Annotated in this window: 34 protein-coding genes and 3 tRNA genes; 26 read left to right on the top strand and 11 right to left on the bottom strand. The window is 60.7% G+C overall.

The features are described 5' to 3' along the window. Window positions 1-33 precede the first annotated feature (33 nt). The 19 genes from ACODTZ_RS20560 to ACODTZ_RS20470 all read left to right on the top strand — a co-directional run bounded on the left by ACODTZ_RS20560 (window position 34) and on the right by ACODTZ_RS20470 (window position 11382). Window positions 34-249, top strand: a complete 216-nt coding sequence (locus ACODTZ_RS20560; protein ID WP_489027674.1) for a hypothetical protein — start codon at window positions 34-36, stop codon at window positions 247-249. Further along, the gene (locus ACODTZ_RS20555; protein WP_489027672.1) at window positions 246-956 is read left to right on the top strand and encodes a hypothetical protein; all 711 of its coding nucleotides are present in this window, start codon (window positions 246-248) and stop codon (window positions 954-956) included. Before ACODTZ_RS20560 ends, ACODTZ_RS20555 begins: the two co-directional genes overlap by 4 nt. Next, window positions 953-1315, top strand: a complete 363-nt coding sequence (locus tag ACODTZ_RS20550; RefSeq protein ID WP_489027670.1) for a hypothetical protein — start codon at window positions 953-955, stop codon at window positions 1313-1315. The genes ACODTZ_RS20555 and ACODTZ_RS20550 overlap by 4 nt, the downstream gene beginning before the upstream one ends. Beyond that, entirely contained in the window at window positions 1315-1827 is a 513-nt protein-coding gene (locus ACODTZ_RS20545) for a single-stranded DNA-binding protein (RefSeq protein ID WP_489027668.1), read from the top strand. The genes ACODTZ_RS20550 and ACODTZ_RS20545 overlap by 1 nt, the downstream gene beginning before the upstream one ends. Window positions 1828-1847: 20 nt before the next feature. Then, entirely contained in the window at window positions 1848-2189 is a 342-nt protein-coding gene (locus ACODTZ_RS20540; protein WP_489027666.1) for a hypothetical protein, read from the top strand. A 32-nt stretch (window positions 2190-2221) separates the two neighbouring features. Further along, a complete protein-coding gene (locus tag ACODTZ_RS20535) occupies window positions 2222-3169 on the top strand; it encodes a DUF2303 family protein (RefSeq protein WP_489027664.1) in 948 nt (315 codons plus the stop codon). Window positions 3170-3186: 17 nt separating this feature from the next. Next, entirely contained in the window at window positions 3187-3717 is a 531-nt protein-coding gene (locus tag ACODTZ_RS20530) for a hypothetical protein (RefSeq protein ID WP_489027662.1), read from the top strand. Beyond that, on the top strand, window positions 3704-4831 hold the full coding sequence (dnaN, locus tag ACODTZ_RS20525; RefSeq protein ID WP_489027660.1) for a DNA polymerase III subunit beta: 1128 nt from the start codon (window positions 3704-3706) through the stop codon (window positions 4829-4831). Before ACODTZ_RS20530 ends, dnaN begins: the two co-directional genes overlap by 14 nt. Before the next feature lie 12 nt (window positions 4832-4843). After that, window positions 4844-5479 (top strand): hypothetical protein, encoded by a 636-nt coding sequence (locus ACODTZ_RS20520; RefSeq protein ID WP_489027658.1) that lies wholly within the window; start codon window positions 4844-4846, stop codon window positions 5477-5479. Next, on the top strand, window positions 5476-7392 hold the full coding sequence (locus tag ACODTZ_RS20515) for a DNA cytosine methyltransferase (protein WP_489027657.1): 1917 nt from the start codon (window positions 5476-5478) through the stop codon (window positions 7390-7392). Before ACODTZ_RS20520 ends, ACODTZ_RS20515 begins: the two co-directional genes overlap by 4 nt. Further along, window positions 7389-8207 carry a helix-turn-helix domain-containing protein gene (locus tag ACODTZ_RS20510; protein WP_489027655.1) on the top strand — a complete coding sequence of 273 codons (819 nt, stop codon included), beginning with the start codon at window positions 7389-7391 and terminating at the stop codon, window positions 8205-8207. Before ACODTZ_RS20515 ends, ACODTZ_RS20510 begins: the two co-directional genes overlap by 4 nt. Beyond that, the gene (locus ACODTZ_RS20505; RefSeq protein WP_489027653.1) at window positions 8204-8500 is read left to right on the top strand and encodes a hypothetical protein; all 297 of its coding nucleotides are present in this window, start codon (window positions 8204-8206) and stop codon (window positions 8498-8500) included. The genes ACODTZ_RS20510 and ACODTZ_RS20505 overlap by 4 nt, the downstream gene beginning before the upstream one ends. After that, window positions 8497-8769: a hypothetical protein gene (locus tag ACODTZ_RS20500; protein WP_489027651.1), complete on the top strand. Its 273-nt coding sequence runs from the start codon at window positions 8497-8499 to the stop codon at window positions 8767-8769. The genes ACODTZ_RS20505 and ACODTZ_RS20500 overlap by 4 nt, the downstream gene beginning before the upstream one ends. Next, window positions 8766-9026, top strand: coding sequence for a hypothetical protein (locus ACODTZ_RS20495; protein WP_489027649.1), 261 nt, complete (start codon window positions 8766-8768; stop codon window positions 9024-9026). Before ACODTZ_RS20500 ends, ACODTZ_RS20495 begins: the two co-directional genes overlap by 4 nt. Then, window positions 9010-9357 carry a hypothetical protein gene (locus ACODTZ_RS20490; protein ID WP_489027647.1) on the top strand — a complete coding sequence of 116 codons (348 nt, stop codon included), beginning with the start codon at window positions 9010-9012 and terminating at the stop codon, window positions 9355-9357. The genes ACODTZ_RS20495 and ACODTZ_RS20490 overlap by 17 nt, the downstream gene beginning before the upstream one ends. Window positions 9358-9361: 4 nt before the next feature. Further along, a complete protein-coding gene (locus tag ACODTZ_RS20485) occupies window positions 9362-9859 on the top strand; it encodes an ASCH domain-containing protein (protein WP_489027645.1) in 498 nt (165 codons plus the stop codon). A gap of 119 nt (window positions 9860-9978) precedes the next feature. Continuing rightward, a complete protein-coding gene (locus ACODTZ_RS20480; protein ID WP_489027643.1) occupies window positions 9979-10137 on the top strand; it encodes a hypothetical protein in 159 nt (52 codons plus the stop codon). Then, window positions 10130-10312 (top strand): hypothetical protein, encoded by a 183-nt coding sequence (locus ACODTZ_RS20475; RefSeq protein ID WP_489027641.1) that lies wholly within the window; start codon window positions 10130-10132, stop codon window positions 10310-10312. The genes ACODTZ_RS20480 and ACODTZ_RS20475 overlap by 8 nt, the downstream gene beginning before the upstream one ends. Next, window positions 10312-11382, top strand: coding sequence for a tyrosine-type recombinase/integrase (locus ACODTZ_RS20470; protein WP_489027639.1), 1071 nt, complete (start codon window positions 10312-10314; stop codon window positions 11380-11382). Before ACODTZ_RS20475 ends, ACODTZ_RS20470 begins: the two co-directional genes overlap by 1 nt. A gap of 26 nt (window positions 11383-11408) precedes the next feature. Here ACODTZ_RS20470 and ACODTZ_RS20465 read toward each other — a convergent pair. From ACODTZ_RS20465 to ACODTZ_RS20455, 3 genes are all read right to left on the bottom strand, one after another. Continuing rightward, window positions 11409-11485: transfer RNA gene (locus tag ACODTZ_RS20465), tRNA-Arg, on the bottom strand. A 49-nt stretch (window positions 11486-11534) separates the two neighbouring features. Further along, complete coding sequence (locus tag ACODTZ_RS20460) at window positions 11535-11840, bottom strand: ETC complex I subunit (RefSeq protein WP_018900450.1); 306 nt, start codon at window positions 11838-11840, stop codon at window positions 11535-11537. A 152-nt stretch (window positions 11841-11992) separates the two neighbouring features. Further along, window positions 11993-13663: a phosphoethanolamine transferase gene (locus ACODTZ_RS20455; RefSeq protein WP_489027837.1), complete on the bottom strand. Its 1671-nt coding sequence runs from the start codon at window positions 13661-13663 to the stop codon at window positions 11993-11995. 172 nt (window positions 13664-13835) lie between these two features. On the opposite strand from ACODTZ_RS20455, the gene ACODTZ_RS20450 reads away from it, so the two are divergent. Beyond that, window positions 13836-13912: transfer RNA gene (locus tag ACODTZ_RS20450), tRNA-Pro, on the top strand. Between the two features lie 98 nt (window positions 13913-14010). Here ACODTZ_RS20450 and ACODTZ_RS20445 read toward each other — a convergent pair. From ACODTZ_RS20445 to fdhD, 5 genes are all read right to left on the bottom strand, one after another. Beyond that, window positions 14011-14184, bottom strand: coding sequence for a hypothetical protein (locus ACODTZ_RS20445; protein ID WP_489027637.1), 174 nt, complete (start codon window positions 14182-14184; stop codon window positions 14011-14013). Window positions 14185-14197: 13 nt separating this feature from the next. Beyond that, complete coding sequence (locus ACODTZ_RS20440; protein WP_489027635.1) at window positions 14198-14404, bottom strand: hypothetical protein; 207 nt, start codon at window positions 14402-14404, stop codon at window positions 14198-14200. 254 nt (window positions 14405-14658) lie between these two features. After that, the gene (locus ACODTZ_RS20435) at window positions 14659-15177 is read right to left on the bottom strand and encodes a Dps family protein (RefSeq protein ID WP_111561986.1); all 519 of its coding nucleotides are present in this window, start codon (window positions 15175-15177) and stop codon (window positions 14659-14661) included. A 38-nt stretch (window positions 15178-15215) separates the two neighbouring features. Beyond that, window positions 15216-15377 (bottom strand): hypothetical protein, encoded by a 162-nt coding sequence (locus ACODTZ_RS20430; protein WP_489027633.1) that lies wholly within the window; start codon window positions 15375-15377, stop codon window positions 15216-15218. 279 nt (window positions 15378-15656) lie between these two features. Continuing rightward, window positions 15657-16478, bottom strand: coding sequence for a formate dehydrogenase accessory sulfurtransferase FdhD (fdhD, locus tag ACODTZ_RS20425; protein ID WP_489027631.1), 822 nt, complete (start codon window positions 16476-16478; stop codon window positions 15657-15659). Window positions 16479-16732: 254 nt separating this feature from the next. Here fdhD and ACODTZ_RS20420 point away from each other — a divergent pair, with 254 nt between their 5' ends. Both ACODTZ_RS20420 and ACODTZ_RS20415 read left to right on the top strand, forming a co-directional pair. Next, entirely contained in the window at window positions 16733-18313 is a 1581-nt protein-coding gene (locus ACODTZ_RS20420) for a PAS domain-containing sensor histidine kinase (protein WP_489027629.1), read from the top strand. 173 nt (window positions 18314-18486) lie between these two features. After that, a complete protein-coding gene (locus tag ACODTZ_RS20415; protein ID WP_111561989.1) occupies window positions 18487-18861 on the top strand; it encodes a response regulator transcription factor in 375 nt (124 codons plus the stop codon). An 81-nt stretch (window positions 18862-18942) separates the two neighbouring features. Here the strand turns inward: ACODTZ_RS20415 and msrA are convergent, their stop codons facing one another. Then, entirely contained in the window at window positions 18943-19455 is a 513-nt protein-coding gene (msrA, locus tag ACODTZ_RS20410; RefSeq protein WP_018900361.1) for a peptide-methionine (S)-S-oxide reductase MsrA, read from the bottom strand. A gap of 367 nt (window positions 19456-19822) precedes the next feature. Here msrA and ACODTZ_RS20405 point away from each other — a divergent pair, with 367 nt between their 5' ends. Further along, complete coding sequence (locus ACODTZ_RS20405) at window positions 19823-20047, top strand: alkylphosphonate utilization protein (RefSeq protein WP_018900360.1); 225 nt, start codon at window positions 19823-19825, stop codon at window positions 20045-20047. A 188-nt stretch (window positions 20048-20235) separates the two neighbouring features. Here the strand turns inward: ACODTZ_RS20405 and ACODTZ_RS20400 are convergent, their stop codons facing one another. Next, window positions 20236-20715, bottom strand: coding sequence for a DUF192 domain-containing protein (locus tag ACODTZ_RS20400; protein ID WP_489027626.1), 480 nt, complete (start codon window positions 20713-20715; stop codon window positions 20236-20238). Beyond that, window positions 20715-21293, bottom strand: coding sequence for a cold-shock protein (locus ACODTZ_RS20395; RefSeq protein WP_018900358.1), 579 nt, complete (start codon window positions 21291-21293; stop codon window positions 20715-20717). Before ACODTZ_RS20395 ends, ACODTZ_RS20400 begins: the two co-directional genes overlap by 1 nt. 193 nt (window positions 21294-21486) lie before the next feature. On the opposite strand from ACODTZ_RS20395, the gene ACODTZ_RS20390 reads away from it, so the two are divergent. The 3 genes from ACODTZ_RS20390 (at window position 21487) to ACODTZ_RS20380 (ending at window position 23446) form a co-directional block, all read left to right on the top strand. After that, window positions 21487-21927: a VOC family protein gene (locus ACODTZ_RS20390; protein ID WP_489027624.1), complete on the top strand. Its 441-nt coding sequence runs from the start codon at window positions 21487-21489 to the stop codon at window positions 21925-21927. A 155-nt stretch (window positions 21928-22082) separates the two neighbouring features. Then, entirely contained in the window at window positions 22083-23174 is a 1092-nt protein-coding gene (locus tag ACODTZ_RS20385; protein ID WP_489027622.1) for a YcbK family protein, read from the top strand. A gap of 197 nt (window positions 23175-23371) precedes the next feature. Then, window positions 23372-23446 (top strand) — tRNA-Glu (locus ACODTZ_RS20380). The last annotated feature ends 24 nt before the right edge of the window (window positions 23447-23470 follow it).

Below are 23470 nucleotides of genomic sequence, written 5' to 3'. Positions count from 1 at the left end.
GCCATTTCCAAACCGACCAGCGAGGGTATGGCCATGGACAACAATCATTTTACGCCATTTGGTGCGCGCGTCGAACCTCCTCCGACGATCGAGCTTCAGCGCCGTCCGGTCCTCCCCTACAAGACCATGCTGATCGTCACGGCCGTCCTGTGGGTGCTGGCGTGGATCACCACAGGTAATCTCTTCCTGCAGACCTATTACGGTCTGGAGAACCTGAACCAGCAGTACGCGTGGGACGATCGTCGATGACGGCTCGCCTGGCGTCCTCACCCATCCCATCCTTCCGCTGCGACGGCTCGTTGATGGATCTGGCCGCTCCAGATGCGGCGGAGATCAATTTCAGCGAGATCGCCGCACGGCTATCGGTCATTCCGCGCTTTGCCGGAAGCCGCATCGGACCGGCATTCTCGGTCGCGCAGCACTGCGTCATGGGTTCCGAGGCATTGCTGAACGAAGGCGCGAATAGCCGCGCGGCGGCGCTCTTCCTGCTTCATGACGCTCATGAGGGATTGCTTGGCGACATCACCGTTCCGATGCGCAACCTTATCGCCGCCACGATCCGCGATCTTGATCCGAGAATGACCGGCGAGGCGTTCGAGCTCGCCCTCGACACCATCAAGGACCGCTGGGATCACGTGATCTACACGGCGGCGGGACTTCCCGTGCCGTCTGCCTGGACTAACAGCCAGCGCGCGCTTGTCCGCGAAATGGACACCCGCATGGCGGCCGCCGAAGCGCGCGCGCTTTGCGGCCCGCGCGCCGTCGAATTCTACCCGGTCGATCGATACCCGAAGCCGAAGTTTCGCGGCGACCTGAAGCTGATCAAGCCATGGGGTCCGATGAAGGCCGAAGAGGCCTTCATCGAGACCTTCAAGCGGCTGATCGGGGAGGACCGGTTCTTCGAGGCCGCTGCCTGCAACGCCGCCCACCGCGGAACACTGGAGTTGAAGCTGTGACCAAGACACCAATCCCCTGCACCATCATAGACGACAGCTTCAGCCGCTCCGGCTGCAAGCTGGTGCTGACCGATACCGGAGGCGAACTGCCGCAGGGCGTATCGCGTAGCGGCATTCCGATCAGCCGCACCTTCAGCCCTTCCGCGGTCGCGGTGGTCGATGCCAATTTCGATTGCGTCCTCGCGCCGGTCGATCTCGTGGCGGCCGAGCACTTCGCGCGCAGGATCCTCGACGGCGATCCCCGAGCGCGCACAGAAGGCGGCCGCGACATCCTCCTCGCCAGCGCATTCCTCGCGCTGCTGCTTGTCGGTGGCGAGGTGACACCTGATGGTGGCGCCCAGTTCGCGGATGTCGCGTAATGGCCGGCTCCGTCAACAAGGTCATCCTGCTCGGCAACGTCGGCGCCGATCCCGAGATCCGCCGCACCCAGGACGGCCGCGCGATCGCCACCATCCGCCTTGCCACGTCCGAAAGCTGGCGCGACCGCACCAGCGGCGAGCGCCGCGAGAAAACCGAGTGGCACCAGGTCGTCATCTTCGCCGAGCCGCTCTGCAAGGTTGTCGAGCAGTACGTCAAGAAGGGCTCGAAGATCTACGTCGAAGGCCAGCTGCAGACACGCAAGTGGCAGGACAGCCAGGGCCAGGACCGGTACTCGACCGAGGTCATCCTGCAGGGCTTCAACGCGTCGATCCAGCTGCTCGATAAGCGCGAAGGTTCCGGGTATCGCGCCGGCGGCGACGGAGCGTCCGACTACGGGCTCGACGGCGACCGCGCCTCGCGCACCAGCAGCGGCTCCGACGCATCAGGTGCGCCGGCGAACTTCTCCCGCGACATGGATGACGACATTCCCTTCGCGCCAGAGTGGCGCTGATAACCCGAGAGGACCACTACATGAAAATCATCCGCGACAGCCAGGCGCTTGTCGGCATGCTCGAGGGCGGAGAACTCAACAAGCAGTTTTCGTCGAAGCTGCAGGAAGTGCTGAGCGAACTGGCCGATCTGTCGAACGACAGCCCGAAGTCCACCTTCAAGGGCACACTCAACCTGAAGCTCGATTTCGCCGTCGCCAACGGGATGGTGACGATCAATGCCGACGTCTCCACCAAGACGCCGAAGCGCCCGCGCCGCGCCTCCGTCTACTGGGTCACCGAAGGCGGCGCGCTCTCCACTGAGCATCCCCAGCAGCACGACATGTTCTCGCCGCGCGAAGTGCGCGACCGCGAAACCGCCTGAACCTCAACGCCAGCAACGAAGGACGCTGACACATGACCAAGGAAACCGCCGAGCTTCTCCCGATCGCGGGCGCGATGGGCGCCGACATCGAGGCGATCAGCAAGCTGGCCGACAAGGCCGGCTCGAAACTCGAGATTCTCGAACGCACCGATGGACAGCACGGTATCCCTGACAAGGTGCCCGTCTTCGTCGATCGCGAGAAAGGCCGCGTCGAGACCGTCGCCGACCTGTTCGAGCGCTTCCGCTTTGCGCCCGCACGCAAGAGCGGCACTGCGAAGGTGACGACGCTGGAGAGCTTCATCGAGCTCGGCCAGCGACACGCGACGGACGATAGCGCGATCTTTGCGGACACCGACTGGCAGAAGCCGTCACTGACCATGGTCGTCGATTATCATCAGGCTGTCGCCGGCGGCGTCGCCGACAACGGCAAGCATCGCATCCGCTACGATTTCCCGCTCTCCGACGAATGGAAGGCGTGGGTTGCCGTCGACGGCAAGCCGATGGATCAGGGCGATTTCGCCGAGTTCATCGAAGACCATATCGCCGAGCTGTCCACGCCCGACGGCATTGAGGAGGAAGATTTCCGCCACAAGTTCGGCTTCCGTGTCGCCTACCCGACCGAAATGCACACCCTGTCCCGTGGCCTGCAGGTGTTTGCCGAAACGCGCGTCAAGAACGCAGTGACGCTCCAGACCGGCGAAGGCCAGATCTCCTTCGAGGAAGAGCACAAGGACGCGAACGGCAACAAGATCGACGTGCCCGGCATGTTCATCCTCTCGGTCTCGCCGTTCTTCATGGGCGACACCTGCCGCATCCCGGTGCGCCTCCGCTACCGCCTGTCTGGCGGCAGCATCAAGTGGATCATCAAGCTCTACCGTCCTGACGTCTACATCACCCAGCAGGTGATGCGCGACATGGAAAAGGCGGCTTCGGAGACCGGCGCGCCGGCCTTCCAGGGTCAGCCGGAAATGAGCGCCTGATAGCTGCGGAGCGAGCCATGCAACGATTGTGGTATCCAGAATTCATGATCGACGAATGGTTGCCAAAGGGCCGCAACAGCCCGGAAGCATGGCTCGCTCCGCTCGATCCGGAAAGCACGGACTATGCTGACGATGGGTACTTCCTTGGCAGGGTCTCCGACTTCAGCCCGGGTGAGCGCGTAGGCTTCAAGTGGTGCGAACATCACGGCCTGGCGAAACTGGTCATCGACGCCGACGGCTCGCTACACGGATCGCAGCGATGCCCGCTCACCATGGACCTCTTTGGCCATGTCGGCATCCATCTTCCCGCCGAAGATCGCCTGCCGCCGAACAGCTTCTATGACCGCGAAAGCGAGATCTACGCGATCAGCGCCGAGAGCTTCGCCCGTCAGTATGCCGACGCTCTGGATGCGTTCGAAGACGACGAACCGGTGACCGTCGAGGTCGAAGCCGCTCACTGGAGCAACACCATATTTTTCATCATCAGCCCGGACGGCAAAAGCCTGCTCCCGGCCTCTCCGGAGACACCTTCAAATGTTCAAGGCTGAAAAGTCCGCCCTGATGGCCGCGCTTGCGCTGACGTCAAACGTCGTTGAGAAACGCAACACCATCCCCATTCTGCAGAACGTCCTGATCGAGGCGGGCCCGACACCCGGCACGCTGTCCGCGCGGCTGAGCAATCTCGACATCGAGGCCTCGACGCCCTTCAGGGCCGATGTTGATATAGACTTCAACGCGTTCACCGTCCCGGCCGGCATGCTCACCGACATCGTCCGCAAGCTGCCCGACGGCTGTGACGTCACGGTCAAACGCAAGGATGCGCAGGCCTCGTCCATCTCGATCGAAGCCGGCCGGTCGCGCTTCAGCCTGCAGGTTCTGCCGGCGACCGATTTCCCAGAGATGAAGGTTCCGTCAGGCTTCCAGCACCAGGTAACCGTGCCGAGCGCGGACTTCGCGGCCGCCATCACGGCCTGCGGCTTCGCGGTATCGACCGAAGAGACGCGCCACTACCTGAACGGCATATTCCTGCACCCCACCAGCGCGGACGCTCCCGAGGAAGGACTGGTGCTTGTCGCAACTGATGGCCATAGGCTGTCGAAGAGGCTGGTGGCGGCTGCAACCACCCCGGATATGGCGTCCGTCATCATTCCGCGCCAGGCGCTGAAGGTGATCGAGAAGATCCTTCCGAAATCCGGCGAGATCACGATCGAGTTCTCGGACACGCTGATCAGATTCTCGGGCGGCAGTTCGCTGATCACGTCGAAGCTCGTCGATGGCGTCTTTCCGGATTACGCGCGCATCGTGCCCAGCGGCCACGAGATGCAGGCGACGATCGCATCTGCCGCGCTGTCGGCAGCGATCGACCGCGTCGCCACCATCAGCGGCGAGCGCGGCCGCGCGGTCAGCTTCAGCTTCGCCGGCGGCCAACTGAACCTCGAGGTGAACAACCCGGATGCCGGCACCGCAACCGACACCCTGTCCTACACCGGCGAGGCCGAGCTGCAGATCGGCTTCAACGCGAGGTACGTCAACGACGTACTCGCGCATCTGCCGGGCGAGCAGCTGACAATCGAGCTCGCGGACAGCGGCTCGCCCGCGGTGCTTCGCAGCGTCGGCGGCAACCCGGCAAACCTGATCCTGCTTATGCCAATGCGTGTGTAAGGGAGAGAACCAATGAGCATATGTCAAGATCTATCGGGATGGCAGGACATCAGGAACGCCCCCAAGAATGGCACCTTTATCCTGACGCGTGTCGGCTATTACCGCCCATGCGTTGCTCATTGGGCGACCTACGGCGGCAGGGCGCGCTGGGGCTCGGACCCTGAAGGTTTCATTGAGGAAGATCACTTCCTGCAGTATTGGCTCACCATCGACTACGAGCCGACACACTGGATGCACTTGCCGGACGAAGGGTATCAGGACCGGGTCGAGGAAGCTCACTACGCCCTCTTCCACGATGATCCGACCGACGTCACCGAACGGTGCGCGCGCTTCTTCGAAGAGGCCAACGAGACCTGTCAGGCCTTCGGCATGACCCGCCACGAGGCGCATCAGCTCGTAGACTACACCTATGACCGCCCGATCGGCGAGCCGGCCAAAGAAGTTGGCGCCGCGATGCTCACACTGACATCGCTTTGCGTTGTTGCCGATCTGAATTTGTTCGGCTGCGCCGAAGCTGATCTGGAAAAGCTGCAGCGTCCCGAGACTATTGCCCGCATTCGCGCCAAGCGATCGACACGCCACGGCCGTGGGCCGCTGCCTGGTTACGACCCAAAAGTCTCGTCGCCTGCTGCGGAGGCGTGCAAATGATCAGCGCCCCCTTAATTGTCGACAGCTTCGCAGGCGGCGGTGGCGCTTCCACCGGCATCGAGATGGCACTGGGGCGCTCGCCTGACATTGCCATCAACCACAATGCCGATGCGTTAGCGCTCCATGCGGCCAATCACCCGGACACCATCCATCTATCGGAGAACATCTACAAGGTCGATCCGCTCGACCACGTCGCCGGCAAGCATGTTGGCCTCGCTTGGTTCTCGCCAGACTGCAAGCACTTCAGCAAGGCCAAGGGCGGCAAGCCGGTTGAGCGCAACATTCGCGATCTCGCCTGGGTGATCGTCCTTTGGGCCGAGCGCGCCAAACCTGACGTCATCATCATGGAAAACGTCGAGGAGTGGAAAGACTGGGGTCCGCTAATCGAGACCGAGCGCGGCCTGATGCCGTGCCCTGACAGCCGCGGCAAGACCTTCGAAAAGTGGTGCAAGGCAATGCGCCGCGCCGGATACAAGCTCGAGCACCGCGAACTGCGGGCGTGCGACTACGGAGCGCCGACAATTCGCAAGCGTCTCTTCCTGATCGCGCGCTGCGACGGCAAGCCAATCGTATGGCCGCAGCCGACCCACGGCGATCCCGAAGACCAAGACGTCATCGACGGCCTCAAGAAGCCGTGGCGTACAGCCGCCGAGTGCACCGATTGGTCTCTTCCTTGCCCGTCGATCTTCGACACGGCCAAGCAGGTATGGGAAACCCATCTGCTTCGTGCTGTTCGTCCGCTCGCCAAGAATACTATGGCGCGCGTGGCCAGAGGCATGAAGAGATACGTGCTCGATGCTGATCGTCCGTTCTTGGTCCAGACGGGCTACGGAGAACGCGCGGGACAAGCTCCCCGGGCCATGAGCGTCGACAGGCCTTTGGGAACGGTGGTTGCCGGAGGCATCAAGCATAACGTCGTGATGCCACACCTATCGGCCTTCTATGGTCCCGGCGCCGGTGGAAAAGACCGATCGGCCAGCATTCAAGAGCCGGTCAGGGTCATAACTGCCGAAAACCGCCACGCTATTGTAGCGCCTGTCTTCACCTATGCCCAGCAAGGCGGCGCCAACAGGTCTGCTGAAGATCCGCTGCACACCATATGCGCCAGCACCAAGGATCAGAATTCCGTCATCATCCCGACATTGGTGGGTTGCGGCGGCCGCGCGGCCCAAAGTCGCCCCCGCGGCGCTGATGAACCAGCAGCTACGATCACTGCCAAAGCAGACACCTGCACGGCCGTGGCTTTCGTTGCGCAACATAACAACGACAAGCGCAGAATGGGCGGAGTAAATCCCGGTCGACGAGCGGATGAGCCGTTGTCAACGATCACAGCGTCCGGAGCCCAGCAGCAGCCTGTTACTGCTTTCATTTCACGGCAGTTCGGAACGTCAACCGGGCACGAGATCGATCGCCCCTTAGCGACAACGACAGCTGATGGCGGCGGGAAATCTATGCTCGTGGCGCCATACCTTCAGGCGTATTATGGCAACGGCGACGGTGGCGAACTCAATCAGCCTTGCCGGACTATCACGACGAAGGATCGTCACGGCCATGTCGAGGCACAGATCGACGCGCCACCCTTCACCAATGACCAGGTCGAACGCGCCCGCGAGGTCGCGGAATTCATGCGCTCGCACGGGTTCTGGGATGAGCGCGAGTTCGTCACGATGACGATTGGTGGCGACGAGTTTGTCATCGTCGATATTGGGATGCGGATGCTCACGCCACGGGAGCTCTACACCGCGCAGGGCTTTCCGCCTGACTACAAGATCGACGCTGATCTCGACGGCCGGTCTTTCTCTAAGAATGTCCAGGTTTCTTGCGTCGGCAACTCCGTGTCACCGCCGATCGCCTGCGCTCTCGTGAGCGCCAACTGCAATCACCTGATCGAATACAGAGAGGCCGCAGAATGAGCGCGCACGAAACCGATAACCAGCCACGCTACACGACGAAGCGCCTCCATGATGAGATCGACCACGCCCGCCGTCTCGGTCGCCTCGAAGCGCTGCAGGAGGCTGCGGCAATCGTCGACGATAGCGTGGGCGAGTTTGAAAAGGCCGCCGGAGGATCGGATGGTGTCGCCCACGACGCGATGCTGCTGGCGGGTGACGCCCTCGAGCTTGTCAGGGACGCTATCCGAGAGAAGATCTCGGCCGTACCGGCCAGCGCGCCTCGTGAGGAAATCTTTCCGAAGTATCGGAACCTGGTCAACGGCGATCTCTGCGAACTGGTGTCGCAGGGTGTTGACGGTGTCGCGTTCCGACGGGTTGGCAGCACACAGCTTGCCTATCTCGGCCACACTGAATTTACCAAGCGATTTAAGGAAGCGCCCCCAGCACCCCTTCCTATTTCGGTTGGGGGTGACGACTGGTTTAACCAGGTCGTTCTATTCCTCGTAGATCACGGCATGCTTGATGAGCGCGACGAATATGACGTCAGTGACGTGATGGCAGCTCTGGCCGACAACTACGAGCCCGCCTCGTCTGGCGACGGCGACGCTATCGACGCCATCCAGCACCTGATGGACACAAAGGGGCTGAAGCGAAAAGACCTGTTTCCGGCCAAATCTCGCGCTTCCGAATATATGAACCGCAAGCGCCCGCTATCGATGCTGACGATCCGCAAGTTGCATTTCGAGCACGGCATTTCGGCTGAGGTGTTGATCAGACCTTACCGACAGATCGAGGACGACGCCGCTCTGTCCTCTCCTATGGGAGGCGGGGAATGAGCAAGGCGCCGTTCAAATCCACCGATCCATTCGATGCTACGGCTGAGCGTCTTCGTGTTCTCGTCTGCGAGGCGGCGCTATCGATCATGACGACACCCGATTACCGATCGCTAACGCCGGTCCAAAGGGTCGAAGTCTCCATCGCTGGCATCACGACAGGGCTTCTTTCCGTTGCCTTTTCGTCCATTGAGCCTTCCGGCCGCGATGAGATTACTGCCTTCATCGTCAACTACATTGATCAAGCGCGTGAGCAAGTCGAGAGCATCCAGCATGCGGGAGGATCAATGCAATGACCGACCGCAGCAACCGCCGCGAGGTCCGCAATCCCGTCCTCGCTCTTCCAGCCGTCAAGCGCCTCGACGAACTGACGCCGGAAACTCGCGCCATCGTCGCCGACATTCTTGGCGACCTGGTCAACGATGCGCGCGCCCGAGCGCAACAGTCGTGGCTAAAGAACAAAGGCCCAATGGCCGCATACTGGAAGGCTGTCGGCGCCTACGCGCATCACTTCCGCCGCGTGGTCAAGTCACCACCGCCCGTAGAGAGGGAGGCCGGCGAGTGAGGATCATCGAAAAGAGCCGCGGGTATTTTCTCGGCACTCACAAGGGTGCGACGATAGAGATCGAACGCAACCACGATTACGCAGACCACAAGTTCTATATCCGGGTTCGGTGGAAAGACGGCGGCCACCTTTACGATGGCTATTCTCCGGAGGGCATCACCACGATGGCCCAAGCCAAGCGGGAGGCGATCCGAGGCGCATGCCTTGACACGCCGGCGGCCACCGAGATGGAGGCGACCGATGCCAATTCGCGCTGAGCGGCAGGCTCTATATCCAGGCGGCGGCACGCATTCGAAAGAATGGAAGGCCTTTCGCGCCGAGCTCCTCCAGCGGGCAGGAAACGCCTGCGAGGGAACGCCGATGAATCCCGAGTGCCGCGCTGCGAACGGTCAGGCTCATCCGGAGACCGGCAGCAAGGTCGTGCTGACAATCGCGCACATGGACCATGACGAGCGTCACGCCGATCCGGCGCGCTGTCGTGCGCTCTGCCAGCGCTGCCATCTCCGCTGGGACGCTCAGCACCATTCCCGCAATTCGGCCGCCACCAGGCGGCGCACTGCGGCCCTTTCCCCTATTGTTCAGGAGTAGCCCCATGTTCTCCAGCCTTCAGGAATCGGAACTACCCGTCTTTGCGCTCTCGATCCGTCAGCCATGGGCGCACGCCATTGCGATGGGCTGGAAAGACATCGAGAACCGCAAGTGGAACACCGCGCAGCGCGGTCTCATCTGCATTCACGCCAGCGCCTACACCAAGAAGAACTTCGAAGACGATCGCGAGGATTACCTCGAGGTTGTCCACGACTACGCAAAGGCGTCTCCGTACAGCGAATTGTCGAACATCGACGAAAGCGAGCTGTCCTTCGGCGCCATCATCGGCGTCGCCCGCCTCGTCGAGGTCACCAGGTCGCACGATAGCCCTTGGTTCTTCGGACCCTACGGCTTCGTCCTAGCCGAGCAGCAGATCGTGCAGACCCCGATCCAGGTCAAGGGCGCCCTGGGTTTCTTCGACTGGCGTCAGCGCCTGATCGTATCCGAACCGGTGATATCGCCACCAGCACCGCCCCAGCCAGCGCAGGGAAGCCTTTTCTGATGCCGAGCTCAGTGCGTAAGACTTTCATTTCAAAGCTCTCCGCGCAGAGCCGCTGCCCAGTCTGTGGCGGTGAGCGCAGCAGCTTGGCGGAGAGGTCCTTCGAGGGTGCGGGAACGGTCATGACCGTCGCCACTTACGATTGCGAAGCCATATTCGGCGCGGACGCTGCACACATCACCAATCTTCAACCATGCGCATCAGGCTCCGCACTGGCCGCCAAGCTGATGACGATCGAAGTCCATGGCGGCATGCCTAAAGAGGAGCCCTACCATGGGTAGACGTGCAGTCGCTTTCACTGAAGATTCGGTCTCCCGTGCCATACGCGCTGTCAAAAAGGCTGGTGTAGAAGTTAAGACTGTCCGGGTTGAACCTGACGGATCTGTGATTATTAATGGAGATAGCGGGGGCTTCACGCCAAAACAGCTTGAAGAGAGCCTCGCGGGTTATCTCTGATGGAAGCCATGCCGCGCAGCAAATACCCACACACCCTTCGGGAGGTCGACCGCTTCGGCAATGTCCGTTGGTACTTTCGCCTCGGCAAGGGCAAGCGGACTCGCCTTCCCGGAGAGTGGGGCTCGAAAGAGTTTGCCGCGGAGTGGCGAAAGTGCATGACGAGCGAGGAAGCTGCGCCGGCGCCAAGCAAACACACCCTTCAGTGGCTTGTCGACAAGTACGTCGAAAGTGCCCCCTTCAAGGTTTTGAGCCCCAGTACGCAGACCGTTCGCCACAACATCCTCAAGGGCGTATGTGAGAACGGCGGAAAGATTATCCTGTCGCAGCTGACAAGGACAGTGATCGCCGCCGGCCGAGACAGGCGAGCCGCTACTCCGTTTGCCGCCATCTCCTATCTCAAGGTGATGAGCTACCTTTGCGATTGGGCCGTTGATGCCGGGTACATGAAGGAAAACCCCGCCAAGGGCGTGAAAAAGCCAAAAGCCAAAACCCAAGGCTTCAAGCCGTGGACCGCGGCCGACATCGAGGCCTTCTATGCGAAGAATCCTGAAGGAAGCAAGGCGCGCCTCGCAATGGACCTTCTCCTGTTCACCGGTCTGCGTCGATCAGACGTTTATCGAATCGGCCCTCAGCACATCAAGAATGGCATCATCGAATTCCGCGCGTCGAAAAACGCCCAGATGACCTACAGCCCCGTGCATCCGAACCTGAACTTGGTTTTGAGCAATCATCAAACAACACACCTCGCCTTTCTCCTCACGCCCGTGCATGGCAGACCATTCAAGAGCGCGGCCGCATTTGGAAATTGGTTCGGGGATGTTTGCGCCGAGGCGGGTGTCGGCGGGAGAGCACACGGACTGCGCAAAACCTTGGCGACGGTCCTGGCTGAAGCCGGGAACAGCAACAGCGAATTGAAGGCTCGGTTCGGCTGGAAAAGCGACGCTATGGCCAACCTTTACACGCGCGAGGCCAACAAAAAGAAGCTCGCAATATCAGGCGCCGAGAAACTTAACGAGAACAACCAAACCCCTCACTTCAACTCAGTGAGGGGAAAACAGGAAAAAGATTAAGCGTTTTCAATGGCTTAGAAAATGGATGGCGACCCCTGCAGGATTCGAACCTGCGACCACCTGCTTAGAAGGCAGGTGCTCTATCCAGCTGAGCTAAGGGGCCACACTGCCGATGCGCCTGGGCGCATCGAAGGCATGGGCTCTGGAAGAAATCAGTGCGTCCAGGGCTGCGTGCGCGTATAGCGGAAATTATCGGGATACGCCACCGTCTGACGCTGCGGATCTTTCGGCGCGATCACCCGGTATTCGATGCCGTTGCGCTGCGCATAGGCTTCGGCCAGTTCTTGCGTTTCGAAATTCAGCTTCACCTGCTGGCGCATGTCCGACGACGAGGTGTAGCCCATGATCGGGTCGATCGTGCGCGGCGTTTCCTGATCGAACTCCAGCACCCAGAGATGAGTCTTTGCCTTGCCGGATTGCATGGCGGTCTTTGCTGGACGATAGATCTTGGCAGACATAGCTGCACGCCTCCGAATTATGGCTTTCGCAATCAATGGACTGCCCCCGTGCGGGACATCTTCATCTACGATCGCACAGATAGATGAATTTTGCTTAGCGGCGAATCCCTTCCTTTTCAAGCGAAAAGCCATGAGGTCCGCGCGCCAACAACCTACCCTTTGAACGAGGCTTGCACCGCCTTGTCCGGCGCCTTCCGGCAGCCGGAAAACAGGTCGAGCTTCGCATCGTAGACGCTGGTTTCGACATCCATCAGCCCGAGAACGCTGTGGAAGAAATTGTCGTGCGACACCGGATTGGAAGCGCTCGCCGCAAGACAGGCCGTGTCGATGCCGGAGGCCGCGCTGAAATCGGGCGACAGCCAGACGATGATCGGCGCCCGCGTCTGCTCCGCCGGGGCGATGATATAGGGCGCGCCGTGAAGATAGAGCCCATTCTCGCCCAGTGATTCGCCATGGTCGGAGACGTAGAGCATTGACGCCGAAATCGTGTCCTGGTGCTTCTTCAGGTAATCGATGACCTTGGCCACCACGTGATCGGTGAAGAGGATCGTGTTGTCATAGGCGTTGACGATCTCCTCCGGCTTGCAGGCGCCGAATTCAGGCGTCCGGCAATCCGGCGTGAAGCGACGGAAATCGTCGGGGTAGCGCCGGTAATAGGCCGGCCCGTGGCTTCCGAGCTGATGCAGCACGAGAACGCTGTCGCTCTTCACATTCGAGAGCCAGTCGCCGAGCTTGTCGAGCAGCACGGTATCGAGGCATTCGCCATCCGTGCAGAAGCGCGGGTCGGCGGCATCGGGTAGGAAGCGATAGGGAATGCGGTTGGCGACGCCATAGCTGCCTGTATCATTGTCCCACCACTCGACGTCGACCTTGGCATGGCCGAGAATATCCGTGAGGTTATCGGTCTCGAGCCCCTTGCGGTGCGTGTAGTCCGCCCGCGTATAGACCGAATACATGCATGGCAGCGAAACCGCCGTGGAGGTGCCGCAGCTCGTGGCATTCTTGTAATAGATGACGCCGCGCGCCTTCATCTCCGGATTGGTTTCCCGCGGATAGCCGCCGAGCGAAAAATTCTGCGCCCTGCCCGTCTCGCCGGCAACGATGATCGTCACCCTGGGCTTACCATTGGCGCTCGCCGTGCGCTGATGCGCATCCGTCCCCAGCGGTCGGCGCACGACCGTGCGGTCGTTCTCGGTGGCGAAGACGAAGCGCGCGGCGTTTCCGATCGGAATGAACGGGTTCAGCGTCAGCATGATATCCTTGTGAAGACGCCCGACCGCGGCATAGGTCTGTGAAAAGCCGAGACCGGCAGCGACGAAAATCGCCAGGCACGGCAGAATAACGGCCATGTTCCAGGCAAACTTCTTCAAAAACGGCTTGTGAACGATCTCGACCCAGGCAATCAGAAGCGACGGCAGCACGCCGAACAGGAGAATGTGAAGCACGAAGGAAAAGGTGATCAGATGCGCCGATTCCGCCCGCGTGGTCACCGCTGCGTTGCGGATCATCTCCTTATCGATGATCACGCCGAACTGATCCGTGAACCAAGAGGATACCACCGCCACCATAACGAAGAAGATCAGCGCCGGCTTGGTCAGGTATTTGACAGAAAATGTGGTCAGCGCCGCGATGGTGATTGCGAAAATCCCGAGCACGAAGGCGATGAACGCCATTGGCGTGGCGGCCAGATAGCCGAAAGCCCGCACCCAGAATGTCTGGTTCGCCACCGCCAGAATGTAGACCGCCGTCAGCACCGACAGCGTGACACTTCCGATCTTCGGCCGATAGCCGGCCCGCGCACTCGATGAACCAGTATTTTCCAAAATGCATCCCAATGCCAGAACGCGCACCAGCCAAGGCTGCCACGCCAACCAGGCGGGGATGGCATTGCTTACTGACATCAACCTGAAAGTCCCGGAAAGACGATCCGTTGGAAAACACGATTTTAGTTATTGCAGCGCACGATCGAACCGTGTATTGCGCTCCTCGTTGGCACGGAGTGTAGCGCAGTCTGGTAGCGCATCTGGTTTGGGACCAGAGGGTCGGGAGTTCGAATCTCTCCACTCCGACCATCATCATCACGCTGAAACAGCTGATAAATTCCCCTGAAAATCTAAATGGCCGACTATCGCAAAGCGCATGCTTTGCTGGAGCATATTCGTATGCGGCTCTATCTGGCGCGCGGCAATTCGCGAGCACCCGCCCGCTCCGGCATCTGTACAAACACGAAGTCATGACGATGCGGCAGCTCGCGCGCCTGCGCGCTCGTCATGATCCCGAGCGGAATCAGCCGGCCATCCCTTTGAATTGACACTTCGACAAGTGGCATGCAGTCCTTCGTCATTCCTGTTCCCTCCTTATGACTGTCCGCCGCAATCCTCTCGCAGGCTATCGAGCGCCGTGGATAGGAACGCCGGAAGCGTGAATTGCCAGTAGAGCCGTTCCCAGAGCGACGCATCCGGATCCATATCGAGCAGCGCCTCGAGCGGCATCGAAGGAAATGGCTGTGCCGGCCCGGATGACGGTTGGCATGCGATACTGTCGCGAAATGCCTGGGTGGTCATGACGCATCCCTTTCGTTCTCTGAGAGGAGCCTAGGGCCAGGGCCGCGATCTCGAAATCCTATTGGGGTGTAGCTGCGACCATACAAAGGTATGTGCCTTCGCCATTCAATCGACGAGACGCAAGCGGCCAAGGCGCATGCGGGCTCCGCTGCACGCGGGACATATCCGCACCAACGGCTGGACGCATGCTAATCAAGAAACCATCCCCAACCGGCAAGGCCGGGGATGGCTGGCGCTAGAGTAGTCTCATACGCTTACGCGCCGCGGCGTGTGCTTTCGAACAGGAACCAGGCGCGGCGCTCGGCTTCGTCGATCCAGTTTTCGATGAGGCTCGTCGTTGCGACATCGTTATGCTCGGATGTCAGTTCATGCAGCTGGCGCATCAGGCCCACAAGCTGCTTGTTGTCGTCGCGCAGCTCGGCAAGCATATCCTCCGGCGTCACGTAATCCGCATCGTTGTCGAGCAGCCGCTGCAGGCGTCCAATGTGGCCGATGGAGCGCAGCGTGGTGCCGCCGATCTTGCGGACACGCTCGGCGATGTCGTCGGTCATGGCGAAGATCTGCTCGCCCTGCTCGTCAAGCATCAGGTGATAGTCGCGAAAGTGCGGGCCGGACATGTGCCAGTGAAAATTCTTCGTCTTCAGATAAAGCACGAACACATCTGCAAGCAGCGCCGTCAGCGCCGCCGCAATATCGGTGGTGGCGTTCGAGGAGAGATCGGTCGGCGTGGCGAGCGCTGCACGCTGGATCCTGGATGCGGGTTGGTATGTCATGGTCGGTGTCTCCAGATGGTGTGGTGAATGGGGCGGGATCAATGAATGGTCGGCGCTATCAGCAGGACCGGCAAACGCCTCTCATCGGTATGGACGGTGATCGCAATCCGCTTCGGTCGCTCCGCCTCGGGCAGCTGTGCCGACGGGCTGGCTCCGGGTTGTTTGGCTGCCAGGGAAAACGTCTTCTTGAACGACGACATGGGATCAGCTCCAGTCCGGTGAATATGGCTGGAGCTTAGGCAGTCTTCTTCGGCCGGCCTATTCTATGGTCGTCTAGTCTGACCACACCTAAGTATAGTTATGGAGCGGATGGGAACGGAGTAGCTTCCTCTCATGCCTCACGTCCCCTCCGTGAGGCGGTAGCGCCGAGCGCTACCTGTCGTCGATGCCGCCCCCGCATCGACGCCGCGGATCGCTCCCCCTCGATCCGCCAGAGACCGCCCCCTACCCCGGGGCGGTCTTTCCTTTTTGGGGCAAAGTTAGAAAATCACCCGCTGCGGATGCGTAAAGATCTCGAAATCCTCTCCACGTGCAACAGCGATCATAGTGATCCCGGCCTCCTTGGCCGTGCGTATCGCATAGGCGGTCGGCGCCGAGATGGCGATCAGGATCGGGCTGCCGAGGAACCCGGCTTTCTGGATCATCTCGATCGAAAGCCGGCTGGTCACGACAACCGCGCCGCTGCCGCCGGAAACGCCCGAGCCGACGACGGCACCGCAGAGCTTGTCCAGCGCATTGTGCCGGCCGACATCCTCGCGCACTGCCACAAGCCCTTTCCCCGGCACGAAAAACCCGGCGCCATGCACCGCGCGGGTCTTGTGGTTGAGTTGCTGGTGATCGCCGAAGCTCGTAACCGCGCGCGCGATCTCATCGGGCGTGATCGTCAATTCGGACGACAACACCGGCCGAACCGTGCGCACGGCCTGCTCCAGCGATTCGATGCCGCACAGACCACACCCCACCGGCCCCATCATGTGCCGGCGGCGCGCGCGCAGCTTCTCCTCGACATCGTCGGCAAGCGTGATCTGCACGTCGATGCCGATCTCGTCCTGGACCACCTCGATCGCCTCGATCTGCGAGACGGCGTCGATCAGCCCCTCGGTAAGGCTGAAGCCGACGGCAAAGTCGACCAGATCATCCGGCGTTGCCATCATCACCGCATGCGAGCTGCCGCCATAGGAAAAGGCGATCGCCACTTCCTCTGGAACACTGCGCGTCGCAGGCGCTGCAACTCCGCCCCGAAAGGCGATCGTCTGCACCGCTTCATGGCTCGCTCGGCTATCGACGAAACTGATATTCACTCTGCTCTTCCCTGAACAACGCGGCATAGCCGGACAGTCGGCCGTCAAAACGCACTATAGGCCGGGACCGGGCGGTCTGTCCTCGTCAAAGAACATCCGCCTCCGGTCCACACGACTGCCAATCCAGCCGCACATACAGTCAATCGCTTGAAACAGAAGGCAAAACCACCTTTTGCGCAAACGACACCTATGTATAGGTTAGAATGACGGCCGCGATCGCTATCATGCGCGCCAAGGTAGATGGGGATCATATCATGAGCGCGGAACGAGCCGGTGTGCTGTTCAACCAACGTGGCGGCACGGGCCATCGCGTCACAGTCGCGCTGATATCAGCCTTCCTGATAACGATCGTATTTGTGATAGACACCTTCACCGACATCGAAGGCGCCATCGCGGTTCTTTATGTCATGGCTCTTCTGCTCGGCTCGGAAATCCTGACCCGCACCGGATTGCTGCTAACGTCGATCGTCTGCATCTTCTTGACGGTCCTCTCCTATTTCCTGACCCACGGCCCCGATCCCGACCTGCAGACCTTCATTCGGCTCGCGGTCGCGCTAGCGGCGCTCGCCATCACCATGGCCCTGCTGTTGAGAAACGACGCCTTCCGCGCCGAACTGATCGAAAGAAATGCCGAAATCCGCGACAGCGAAGCCCGTTACCGCTCGATTTTCGACGGTGCCCGCGTGGCGCTCTGGGAAAGGGATTATTCGCAGCTGCGCGCCTACCTGATGGGCCTGAAGGCATCAGGCATCTCCGATCTTGAAGAACACGCGAGCCGACATCCCGAAGTCATCGACGATTGCATCGGCCTGCTGCGCACTGTTGCAGCGAATGAAGCGGCCCGGGAGCTTCTCGGCACCACCTCCGGCGGCGAAGTGCGGGATTCGATGGTCCATTTCATCGCGGCGGGAGACCAGACATTCCTGCGCGTGATGGACGCCATTTTCAACGGCCAATCCTATTTCGAAGGCAAGGGCACGATCACCACCGACGGCGGCGAAGTCAGGCAGGTGCTTTTGAGCATCAGTTTCCCTGAAGACATCGCCGCCTTCAACCGCGTCGTCGTCGGCATGGTCGACATCACCCAGCGCGAAATGACGGAAGCCGCGTTGATCGAGGCGCGCGCCGAATTCGCCAAGGCGTCGAAAGCGGCCACCATCGGTGCCCTCTCCGCTTCGCTCGCGCATGAACTGAACCAGCCGCTCGGCGCCATTGCCGTCAACGCGCAGACGCTGCTTCGCTGGCTGGATCGCGACCCGCCGGATCTATCGGCGATCCGTCGTTCCGCCGAACGCATCATCCGCGACGGCCAGCGTGCCAGCGACATCATCCACAACACCCGCAACCTCCTCACTCAGCAGGAAAGCAAGGCCGAGTGGATCGACCTGTCGACACTGATCGATGAAACCCGCTCGCTGGTCGAGCACGCCCTGAAACGCGATGGCATCACTGTCACCGTTCGCCCAGGCGCAGGCGTGCCGCGCGTGAAGAGCGTGCGGGTGGAGATCCAGCAGGTGATGATCAACCTGATGACCAACGCCATCCAGGCGATCAACGGCGCCAAGTGCCCTGTTCGCGAGATCATCGTCGAAATCGAGCCGACGGATGGCATGGTCGGTGTGTCGGTCAGGGATAGCGGCCCGGGCATCAGCCCAGAGGGAATGGAGAAGCTGTTCACGCCCTTCTACACCACCAAGGTCGAGGGACTCGGAATGGGGCTGTCTATCTGCCGCAGCACGCTGGAAAGCCGCGGCGGCAGGCTCGACGGCTTCAATCATCCCGATGGCGGCGCGGTGTTCAGGATGACGCTACCGATCGAGGATCCACATCTGTAACCGCCCGCAGCCGGAGCCGGTTGTGCGTCCCGCTCAGCGCGCGGCGGACGTGAAGAACCTAAACCCTTGTATGATACCGTTTCCCGGTATCGGCGCGCATATTAGGGGAAACAAGCAAGCATCCGAGTCCGAAATACCCACGTACCGGAATACCCATATCAAGGTCCCCTCTCTTGCCCCACATTTCCACCATTGCCATCGTCGACGACGACCAAGCCATTCGGGAGGCGCTCGACGATCTCGTCCTGTCCTGCGGCTATCAAAGCCAGCTGTTCGCCAACGCCGAGGAGTTTCTGGCCTACGAGGATCGCGCCTCGATCGACTGCATGCTTCTTGATGTCGCCATGCCCGGCCTGAGCGGCATCGAGCTGCAAGCCGAACTGAACAAGACACCGCCGAGACCGCCGATCATCTTCATGACCTCCTATCGCGACGAGCGCACCAGATCGGCAGCGCTCGATGGCGGCGCCTTCGCCGTTCTCGGCAAGCCCGTTGATATCAAGCACCTCCTCGCCTGTCTTGAATCGGCACTTCAACGCCAGACCTGACGGAAGGCCGCCACCTTTGCGCGGCCTGAAACGCAAAACGCCAGGTCTCTCGACCTGGCGCTGTAAGGGCGTGGCTCTCGTTCAAGCCGCGGAAGATTGCCGCTTCGGCAGCTTCCAGCCTGGGCGCACGAAGTGGCACGTATAGCCGTTCGGGATCCGCTCCAGATAGTCCTGATGCTCAGGCTCGGCCTCCCAGAAATCGCTGACTGGCGCGAGTTCGGTGACGACCTTGCCCGGCCACAGGCCGGATGCATCGACATCGGCGATCGTGTCTTCGGCAACACGCTTCTGCTCATCGTTCGCGTAGTAGATGGCCGAGCGGTAGCTGGGGCCGAGATCGTTGCCCTGGCGATTGGGCGTCGAGGGATCGTGAATCTGGAAGAAGAATTCCAGAATGTCGCGATAGCTGGTCTTGGCGGGATCGAAGAGAATCTCGATCGCCTCGGCGTGGTTGCCGTGATTGCGATAGGTCGCGTTGGCGACCTCGCCACCGGTGTAACCCACGCGCGTCGTCTCGACACCCGGCATACGCCTGATCAGATCCTGCATCCCCCAGAAACAACCGCCTGCAAGCACTGCGCGTTCGATAGTCATCGAATATCTCCATTCCCTGAGGTTCGTTACGGAATTCGCCGGGCGGCAGCCTGAATGTCTCCACCCATCCTGCCTGAGCCACCTGCAAAGGCAACTCGCCGCGTGGCCTACAGATAGGGATTCGATGTCATCTTTGCCAGTGACAGCATCGAGCTCGCTCATATCAGCAGCGAGACATTCAGCCACCGCTGATCAAAGACCGTGTCCAACCAATTGATTTTACTTTGGCGGCTCCAGCCTCTAGGGAAGCATCATAAGTTGCGTGGCGCAGGCTCGATAACCCAACGTGATGTGCATCACGTAACGGGAACCGCAGGCGCGCCATATCCCTCATATCCAACAAGCAATTTAGAAAAGCGAGATCATAATGACCGACGAACCAATCGTAAGAGACAGCAACGGCGCCGAGCTCAACGACGGCGATTCCGTCACGCTCATCAAGGACCTGAAGGTCAAGGGCACATCGGAAACCATCAAGCGCGGAACGCTGGTGAAGAACATCCGCCTCAACGGAAACCCCGGTGAAGTGGAATGCAACACCAAGCAGGTCAAAGGCCTGGTACTGAAGACGGAGTTCCTCAAAAAGGCGTAGGCAGCGGAGATATGTGTGCCGGATCGCAACGTTTGATGCAGATCAATGTGGCGACGGCGCACCGCGCTATTGTCCGCTCATGAGCTTCATGCACGTCGCTCATAACCGTACAACTTGGCTCGTCCTGGCGATACCGCGGGACGAGCCTTTTTTATGCCCAAACCGAAGAAACGGGAGCCGATCTGAGGCTATTTGTACTTGGTGATCGTCGGGCTGGTGACCCGGTCGCCCGCCTTCAGGCCGAGCTTGGCGGCAGCACCCGCATTGAGCTCGATCACGTACTTCACCGCGGTCACCGAATCGATGATATCGCGGGAATAAGGCACCGCATTCTGCTTGATGCCGCGAACGATACCCGCCCGATCGACGAACAGCATGTCGAGCGGCAGAACCGTGTTTTCCATCCACATCTGCACGCGCTTCGACGCGCCGAAATCGAAGATCATGCCGGCATCGGCGGGCATTTCCTGACGGTACATCAGCCCGCGCTGCCGTTGCTCGTTGGTATCGGCGATCTCAACGGTAAAGTTGTACTTCTGTCCTGCCGTCGTCTCGATGACCAGCGGCTCCTTGTCGAACTTGACGACAGACTGGGCGAACGCCGGCAGCGCCAGCATGAAAAAAAGCGCCAAAAAGGCGCTTCTGATCCGATGCGAAACCATCTTCATCAATGCGCCCGGCTCACAGGGGTCGGCGCATCCGGATGGATTTCGGCTGCCATCAGGCCCTTGTCGCCATCGCCGAAGCGAACGAGCACAACCTGGCCGGGACGAAGCTCGGTAAGTCCGAAGCGACGCAGCGTCTCCATATGCACGAAAATGTCCTCTGTTCCCTCGCCGCGCGTCAGGAAGCCGAAGCCCTTGGTGCGGTTGAACCACTTGACCAGCGCGCGCTCCAGGCCGCTCGTCGCCGTGACCTGCACATGGGTGCGCACCGGCGGCAGCTGCGACGGATGAACCGCCGTCGACTGGTCCATGGAGAGGATCTTGAAGGCCTGGTATCCACGATCGCGACGCTGGATGAGTGCCACGATGCGCGTGCCTTCGAGGATGGTCTGGTAACCGTCGCGGCGCAGGCAGGTCACGTGCAGAAGAACGTCCTGCATGCCGTTGTCGGGAACGATGAAACCGAAGCCTTTCGCGACGTCGAACCACTTCACGACACCGGTGATTTCGATGAGGTCAACCGCATCGCCCGCGAGTTGTTCGAGGTCAGTGAATTCCGTCGATGAAATCCTGTCAGCCATTTCGCCAGCCCCTCAATACGCGTCACACTGTTACGGTTAACTGATTCTTGAGATCAAGATTAACATGTTGGTAACGGATTAGCGCAAGCCCTACTTTTCGTTTATTCGCAGCTGCCAATCTTACCCCCTAGTCTTGCCTGAACCTGACGTTCCGCCACATAAGGGGCACGCCAGCATTTAGAGAGGAAACAGAATGCGTTATCTCCACACCATGGTCCGCGTGAAGGATCTGGATGCATCGCTCCATTTCTACGCGACCCTCTTCGGGCTCGAAGAAACCCGCCGCATCGACAACGAGAAGGGCCGCTTCACCCTCGTGTTCCTGGCAGCCCCCGGCGACAAGGCCGACGCCACCGCCAAGGGCGCCCCATGCCTGGAACTGACCTATAACTGGGACCCCGAGGACTACACCGGCGGACGCAACTTCGGCCACCTCGCTTATGAGGTCGACGACATCTACGCGACCTGCCAGAAGCTGATGGACAACGGCATCACCATCAACCGCCCGCCGCGCGACGGACACATGGCTTTCGTGCGCTCGCCTGATGGCATCTCGATCGAGATTCTGCAGAAGGGCGGCAACCTGGAAGCGGCCGAACCATGGGCATCGATGGGCAACACCGGCGCCTGGTAAGCCGAGGCTTTTGCGAGGCTTGCGGCTTTTTCGATTTCCGGCCACTGCGTCCGGATCGTCCTTGCCGCACAACCTTGCTGCGGGCACTCTCCGGATGACTCGAGGGGAAACGTGCGTTTGGCACGCCCCTCGCCTTCATTTTGGAGAATGCTCGCTTGCTCGCTGTTGAAAAGCGCACGCCCATCAAGGCGGCACTTCTGATCGCCGCCTCCGCCTTGGCGCTGTCTGGCTGCGTGTCCGACAAGCCCGCCGTAGACGCGCTCGCATCCGCCGCTGCCGAACCCGCGCCCGCGCAAGATCAGCAAATGGCCGCAAACGCTGCCCCGACAGCTGGCACCCAGCAGGCCGGCTACCGCGACCCAAGGATGACGAACGTCTCCGGAATGACGAATGTCTCCGGGATGACCAATGGCCCCGGCGCGCAAGCCGCCAATCTGGCACAAGCGCCCGGCCAGCCGGCATCGGCCACGCCGGAAGCCATGGCTCCCGCCAACATCGGCGGCCTTGCCATGCAATCGACCGGCATCAACGCCCAGGCGATGAGCATCTTCTCGGTCAAGCCGAAGATCCAGAACAACCCGACGTCGACCACATTGCAGCCCTCGAACGGCGTCGGCGCAACGCGCTCCAGCGTCTATTCGAGCCAGCTCCCGGTCGAGGAGACGCCACAGCAGCAAACGCTGCAGCCGCAGCAATCCTCGCAGAACACCAGCACCAGGGTCGATCCGGTGCAGACCGCCTCGCTGGCGACAAGCTCTCTCCCCGGCCAGAGCATGAACGCGCTCTACGCCGCGCCGAAGCAGAACCTCCTCACCAGCCTCTCCGGCCTCATCAAGAAGGCGTCGCTCCCCGGCATGACCCGCGTCGCGCCGAACGGGTTGCATCTGCAGAACGACAAGGTCGAGGTCGGCTGCTTCAAGCCGAACCTTCTGAAGGTGATCAAGACGGTCGAGACCCATTTCGGCAAGCCCGTCATCGTCACGTCGGGTTACCGCGATCCCGAACACAACCGCATGGTCGGCGGCGCCGAGGAATCGATGCACATGAGCTGCGACGCCGCCGACATCCAGATCGACGGCGTCTCCAAATGGGATATCGCCGCCTACATCAGGTCGCTCCCCGACCGTGGCGGTGTCGGCACCTATTGCCACACCGATTCCATCCATCTCGACACCGGCCGCAACCGCGACTGGAACTGGGGCTGCGGCGGCCGACAGCCATCCGCGACCGTGGCGCGCGCGCTCTGATATCAAGCTTATTCCACTGACCGCCGTCCGCTGCCTCTCCCGGCAACGGACGGCGCTTGCGTTTAGGTGTTTGATTTCAAGACAATACGCGCGTTTTTCCACACGCCGACATTTCTTGTCATTTTTTTGCAAAAAATCACTTCTTGCCGCTTGCGGGAATCCAAGTGCCTGATTATAAGGGCGCCACCACGAAGGAAGCGCCCTTCGTCTATCGGTTAGGACACCAGATTTTCATTCTGGGAAGAGGGGTTCGACTCCCCTAGGGCGTGCCACTTCTCTCTATTTATCCAAGCATT

The organism is Rhizobium sp. FG113 (genome assembly GCF_057809895.1).
The sequence above is the reverse complement of the archived record's forward strand: the minus strand, read 5'-3'. Positions and strand labels throughout refer to the sequence as shown.